Below are 6,836 nucleotides of genomic sequence, written 5' to 3' on the forward strand. Positions count from 1 at the left end.
TTGTCCAAAGCAAGTGGGGATATCACGCCAAGGGCACCCAGTTCTAATCCTATAAAGAATCGCTTCAATAAAATTTCTTAAATTTGAGTTGAGATGAATGGATAAATTACGCAAAATAGCTTTCAACTTTTGCCAGTGTTGATCTGTTAACATGGTACGAGGCATAGCGAATAGTAGAATTGGGTTTGGCGATTTAATTTTACTACTTCGCTATTTTTTAATCTAAAAGTGTCAACACGCCCTAATTACTCAGATAAATTGATCTTTATTTTAGATTTTTAATACGAATTTTAGGTTTTGGTAAGCTATAAAAAAATAAAAGCTGATTTATAAAAATTCTTGATCGTCTTTTACTTACAGCCCTTTCTTTATCTAGTTTATCTCCCAATAAAACAAATATTTCAAATATAATTAGAAGTACTAATTTTAAAATCATAATTGCAAACATGATAAAAATTGAAAATATAAGATCTAGAGCCAGTAGCGACCAAAAAGAATTATTTCTAAAAAAATCGAAAATATTATAAATATTAGTGCCTGTAGCTATTGTTAGCCCTATTATTCCTGCACATATACCCATAAACATTGCCAATAATCTATTTTTTGATTCTGGATGAAATATCCACAAACCAAATTGTTTCGCATCCAATGAAAAATTGGATTTATATTTATCTTTCATATTCAGAACTTTATCAATTTTTTCTGCTATTTCTAAGTATTTTGTAGAGTCTGAATCAACACAGATTGAAAACCACAATTTTCTTAAGTCGTATAATTTGGTTTGTTTAGATTGTAAAATTTCTTGCAATTCTTTAATTATTAATTTTTCTCTTTGCTTTAGTAAAAGAAACCAAATAAATAATACTAAAATTTCGATTAAAATAGGAAAAATCAATCTCCATCCATTTGATACTTTCGGAAAATATGGAAAAGCATCTTTATTCACATACCAATAAAATGAATACACAAATATAGAAAGAGATAATAGCAAAAGCCATATCAGCTTATTTTTTATGTATAAAATTTTTTTGAATGATTCGAATAAATCATAATAAACATTAATAAGTCTAAATAAATTTCCCATATTCCGTTTCCATTTCTTTCTTATATTTATAGATTTTGTCTGATAATTTAAAGATTATGAATATATATTTTTTTTAAAACGCCATAAGTTGACGCCTAGTATATTATTTATCCACAATTTCTTATCATTTCTATCTTTTCTTTACACATAAAAAAACACCCTCAACGTTTTAGTTGAGGGTGTTTTAAGAATTAAAAGCTGGCGATGACTTACTCTCACATGGGTAACCCCACACTACCATCAGCGCTAAGAGGTTTCACTTCTGAGTTCGGGAAGGGATCAGGTGGTTCACTCTTGCTATTGTCGCCAGCAAACTGTTATGGACTTTTTCGGGTCTTATGGGTATGCCTTACTTTGTTCCAAATGAGTTTAACAGAAGAACATTTGAGTTGATTTTAACATAAAGCATAGCTTTATGTCTTGCGCTCGGACAAACATAATTAATGTTTGTTTATTCCTCGCTCATGTAACTAGCTTTACAACTAAATCAAGTTTCTTTGATCTTTTATGAATCAAATGATGCTTCAATACAACTGCTTGGGTGTTGTATAGTCAAGCCTCACGAGCAATTAGTATTGGTCAGCTTCATGCGTCACCGCACTTCCACATCCAACCTATCAACGTCGTAGTCTTCAACGGCTCTTTAGAGGACATAAAGTCCTAGGGAAATCTTATCTTGAGGTAGGCTTCCCGCTTAGATGCTTTCAGCGGTTATCCCTTCCGAACATAGCTACCCGGCGATGCGACTGGCGTCACAACCGGTACACCAGAGGTTCGTCCACTCTGGTCCTCTCGTACTAGGAGCAGATCCTCTCAAATTTCCAACGCCCACGGTAGATAGGGACCGAACTGTCTCACGACGTTCTAAACCCAGCTCGCGTACCTCTTTAAATGGCGAACAGCCATACCCTTGGGACCTGCTTCAGCCCCAGGATGAGATGAGCCGACATCGAGGTGCCAAACACCGCCGTCGATATGAACTCTTGGGCGGTATCAGCCTGTTATCCCCAGAGTACCTTTTATCCGTTGAGCGATGGCCCTTCCATACAGAACCACCGGATCACTAAGACCTACTTTCGTACCTGCTCGACTTGTGGGTCTCGCAGTTAAGCGCGCTTTTGCCTTTATACTCTACGCGTGATTTCCGACCACGCTGAGCGCACCTTCGTACTCCTCCGTTACTCTTTAGGAGGAGACCGCCCCAGTCAAACTACCCACCAGACATGGTCCTCGTCCCGGATAACGGGACAGAGTTAGAACCTCAATATTACCAGGGTGGTATTTCAAGGATGGCTCCATAGCAACTGGCGTCGCTACTTCTAAGCCTCCCACCTATCCTACACAAGTAAGATCAAAGTTCAATGTCAAGCTGCAGTAAAGGTTCACGGGGTCTTTCCGTCTAGCCGCGGGTACACCGCATCTTCACGGCGATTTCGATTTCACTGAGCCTCTGCTGGAGACAGCGCCCCCATCATTATGCCATTCGTGCAGGTCGGAACTTACCCGACAAGGAATTTCGCTACCTTAGGACCGTTATAGTTACGGCCGCCGTTTACTGGGGCTTCGATCAAGAGCTTCGCTTACGCTAACCCCATCAATTAACCTTCCAGCACCGGGCAGGCATCACACCCTATACGTCCACTTTCGTGTTTGCAGAGTGCTATGTTTTTAATAAACAGTTGCAGGGGCCTGGTTTCTGTGGCTGCCAATAGCTCAAGGAGCAAGTCCTATCACCGTCAGCAGCGTACCTTCTCCCGAAGTTACGGTACCATTTTGCCTAGTTCCTTCAGCAGAGTTCTCTCAAGCGCTTTGGTCTACTCGACCTGACCACCTGTGTCGGTTTCGGGTACGATTCCTGTGTAACTGAAGCTTAGAGACTTTTCCTGGAAGCATAGTATCAGCCACTTCACGAGTAAACTCGCTTGCTATCAGTTCTCAGCATAGAGCACCCCGGATTTGCCTAAGATGCATGCCTACAACCTTTCACCTGGACAACCAACGCCAGGCTGACTTAACTTTCTCCGTCCTCTCATCGCATTACACAGAAGTATTGGAATATTAACCAATTTCCCATCGACTACGCCTCTCGGCCTCGCCTTAGGGGTCGACTCACCCAGCCCCGATTAACGTTGGACTGGAACCCTTGGTCTTTCAGCGAACGGGTTTTTCACCCGTTTTGTCGTTACTCACGTCAGCATTCGCACTTCTGATACCTCCAGCATGCTTCTCAACACACCTTCATCGGCTTACAGAACGCTCCCCTACCACGTATACAATGTATACATCCGCAGCTTCGGCATATAGTTTTAGCCCCGTTACATCTTCCGCGCAGGCCGACTCGACTAGTGAGCTATTACGCTTTCTTTAAAGGGTGGCTGCTTCTAAGCCAACCTCCTAGCTGTCTATGCCTTCCCACATCGTTTCCCACTTAACTATAATTTTGGGGCCTTAGCTGGCGGTCTGGATTGTTTTCCTCTTGACTACGGACGTTAGCACCCGCAGTCTGTCTCCCGGATAGTACTCATAGGTATTCGGAGTTTGCATCGGTTTGGTAAGTCGGGATGACCCCCTAGCCGAAACAGTGCTCTACCCCCTATGGTATTCGTCCGAGGCGCTACCTAAATAGCTTTCGGGGAGAACCAGCTATCACCGAGTTTGATTAGCCTTTCACCCCTATCCACAAGTCATCCCCTGGCTTTTCAACGACAGTGGGTTCGGTCCTCCAGTTAGTGTTACCCAACCTTCAACCTGCTCATGGATAGATCACCCGGTTTCGGGTCTATACCCAGCAACTAAACGCCCTATTAAGACTCGATTTCTCTACGGCTCCCCTATACGGTTAACCTTGCTACTGAATATAAGTCGCTGACCCATTATACAAAAGGTACGCAGTCACCGAACAAGTCGGCTCCCACTGCTTGTATGCATGCGGTTTCAGGATCTATTTCACTCCCCTCACAGGGGTTCTTTTCGCCTTTCCCTCACGGTACTGGTTCACTATCGGTCAGTCAGGAGTATTTAGCCTTGGAGGATGGTCCCCCCATATTCAGACAAGGTTTCACGTGCCTCGCCCTACTCGTCATCATTATATGTGCACTTTCGTGTACGGGACTATCACCCTCTACGGTAGCACTTCCCAGAGCTTTCCGCTAATACACATATAACTTAATGGGCTGATCCCCGTTCGCTCGCCGCTACTGAGGGAATCTCAATTGATTTCTTTTCCTAAGGGTACTGAGATGTTTCACTTCCCCTCGTTCGCCTCGCATGACTATGTATTCATCATGCGATACCTACCTTATGGTAAGTGGGTTTCCCCATTCAGAAATCTCCGGATCACAGGATATTTGCCGCCTCCCCGAAGCTTATCGCAGGCTATTACGTCTTTCATCGCCTCTGACTGCCAAGGCATCCACCACATGCACTTAATTACTTGACTATACAACCCCAAACAGTCGTTAATCCCTACAAGGAGGATCAACAATGTGGATTTAACCACTTCTATTTGTTGCCTGTGAACTTAATCACTGTACAGCTTCAATTTAATTCATATACCAAAACGCTTGATTCAGTTTTATCGCTAGTTCTCATTTCATTCCGCTTTAACAATTGCTTGTTAAGCTTCATAAAACGAGTTAAACAATTATTTCAACTCAAATATATTCTGTTAATGATTCTCTACCGCCTCGTCAGCGAGTAGTTCACTGTGATAAATCACAGAAGTTAATAAACTCTATAAACTTCAGTTCATTAATTTCTATAATCAATCTTTTTTTAATCAGGTAACTGCGTAGTAGTGGTGGAGACTAGGAGAGTCGAACTCCTGACCTCCTGCGTGCAAAGCAGGCGCTCTACCAACTAAGCTAAGTCCCCAGCTTAAGATCTTAATATATCTGCTCTTCTGTGTTCAGTAGACTTGGTGGGTCTGACAAGACTTGAACTTGTGACCCCACGCTTATCAAGCGTGTGCTCTAACCAACTGAGCTACAGACCCTCAGATACATCAATGAAGAACAACTTGTTGTGGATTCTTACCAATCGTCAATCTTTCGTTAAGGAGGTGATCCAGCCGCAGGTTCCCCTACGGCTACCTTGTTACGACTTCACCCCAGTCATCGGCCACACCGTGGTAAGCGTCCTCCTTACGGTTAGACTACCTACTTCTGGTGCAACAAACTCCCATGGTGTGACGGGCGGTGTGTACAAGGCCCGGGAACGTATTCACCGCGGCATTCTGATCCGCGATTACTAGCGATTCCGACTTCATGGAGTCGAGTTGCAGACTCCAATCCGGACTACGATCGGCTTTTTGAGATTAGCATCCTATCGCTAGGTAGCAACCCTTTGTACCGACCATTGTAGCACGTGTGTAGCCCTGGTCGTAAGGGCCATGATGACTTGACGTCGTCCCCGCCTTCCTCCAGTTTGTCACTGGCAGTATCCTTAAAGTTCCCATCCGAAATGCTGGCAAGTAAGGAAAAGGGTTGCGCTCGTTGCGGGACTTAACCCAACATCTCACGACACGAGCTGACGACAGCCATGCAGCACCTGTATGTAAGTTCCCGAAGGCACCAATCCATCTCTGGAAAGTTCTTACTATGTCAAGACCAGGTAAGGTTCTTCGCGTTGCATCGAATTAAACCACATGCTCCACCGCTTGTGCGGGCCCCCGTCAATTCATTTGAGTTTTAGTCTTGCGACCGTACTCCCCAGGCGGTCTACTTATCGCGTTAGCTGCGCCACTAAAGTCTCAAAGACCCCAACGGCTAGTAGACATCGTTTACGGCATGGACTACCAGGGTATCTAATCCTGTTTGCTCCCCATGCTTTCGTACCTCAGCGTCAGTATTAGGCCAGATGGCTGCCTTCGCCATCGGTATTCCTCCAGATCTCTACGCATTTCACCGCTACACCTGGAATTCTACCATCCTCTCCCATACTCTAGCTCCCAGTATCGAATGCAATTCCCAAGTTAAGCTCGGGGATTTCACATCCGACTTAAAAAGCCGCCTACGCACGCTTTACGCCCAGTAAATCCGATTAACGCTCGCACCCTCTGTATTACCGCGGCTGCTGGCACAGAGTTAGCCGGTGCTTATTCTGCGAGTAACGTCCACTCATCTTGGGTATTAACCAAAAGAGCCTCCTCCTCGCTTAAAGTGCTTTACAACCATAAGGCCTTCTTCACACACGCGGCATGGCTGGATCAGGGTTCCCCCCATTGTCCAATATTCCCCACTGCTGCCTCCCGTAGGAGTCTGGGCCGTGTCTCAGTCCCAGTGTGGCGGATCATCCTCTCAGACCCGCTACAGATCGTCGCCTTGGTAGGCCTTTACCCCACCAACTAGCTAATCCGACTTAGGCTCATCTATTAACGCAAGGTCACAAGTGATCCCCTGCTTTCCCCCGTAGGGCGTATGCGGTATTAGCATCCCTTTCGAGATGTTGTCCCCCATTAATAGGCAGATTCCTAAGTATTACTCACCCGTCCGCCGCTAGGTCAATTACCGAAGCAATCTCCCCCGCTCGACTTGCATGTGTTAAGCCTGCCGCCAGCGTTCAATCTGAGCCATGATCAAACTCTTCAGTTAAAATCATTAGTGACTTAAGGTCACAATTCTGGCTCATCAATTACTGACAAATTCTCTCAAATAAACTTCGAGTAATTTAAACCAACAATCAATGATAATATTTCGATCAATCAATCAGTAAAAATCCACACAAGTTGTTCTTCATATTCTCTTAATGATCA

Annotated in this window: 2 protein-coding genes, 2 tRNA genes and 3 rRNA genes; all 7 read right to left on the reverse strand. The window is 44.3% G+C overall.

Features of this window, described 5'->3' with window-relative positions; all coding sequences use genetic code 11:
• On the reverse strand, window positions 1-165 hold a 165-nt coding region (locus ACINWC743_RS23705), incomplete at its 3' end, for an IS5 family transposase (RefSeq protein WP_009584235.1).
• Window positions 166-265: 100 nt separating this feature from the next.
• The gene (locus ACINWC743_RS02440) at window positions 266-1,084 is read right to left on the reverse strand and encodes a hypothetical protein (RefSeq protein ID WP_009584236.1); all 819 of its coding nucleotides are present in this window, start codon (window positions 1,082-1,084) and stop codon (window positions 266-268) included.
• 196 nt (window positions 1,085-1,280) lie between these two features.
• A 5S ribosomal RNA gene (gene rrf / locus ACINWC743_RS02445) occupies window positions 1,281-1,395 on the reverse strand.
• Between the two features lie 237 nt (window positions 1,396-1,632).
• A 23S ribosomal RNA gene (locus ACINWC743_RS02450) occupies window positions 1,633-4,523 on the reverse strand.
• A 358-nt stretch (window positions 4,524-4,881) separates the two neighbouring features.
• Window positions 4,882-4,957: transfer RNA gene (locus ACINWC743_RS02455), tRNA-Ala, on the reverse strand.
• 44 nt (window positions 4,958-5,001) lie between these two features.
• Window positions 5,002-5,078, reverse strand: a tRNA-Ile gene (locus ACINWC743_RS02460).
• A 59-nt stretch (window positions 5,079-5,137) separates the two neighbouring features.
• Window positions 5,138-6,675, reverse strand: a 16S ribosomal RNA gene (locus ACINWC743_RS02465).
• The 16S, 23S and 5S rRNA genes sit together here with 2 tRNA genes alongside, the layout of an rRNA operon.
• Window positions 6,676-6,836: the final 161 nt, after the last annotated feature.

The sequence above is a fragment of the Acinetobacter sp. WC-743 genome, from assembly GCF_000335555.1.
Taxonomy (GTDB): Bacteria; Pseudomonadota; Gammaproteobacteria; order Pseudomonadales; family Moraxellaceae; genus Acinetobacter; species Acinetobacter bereziniae.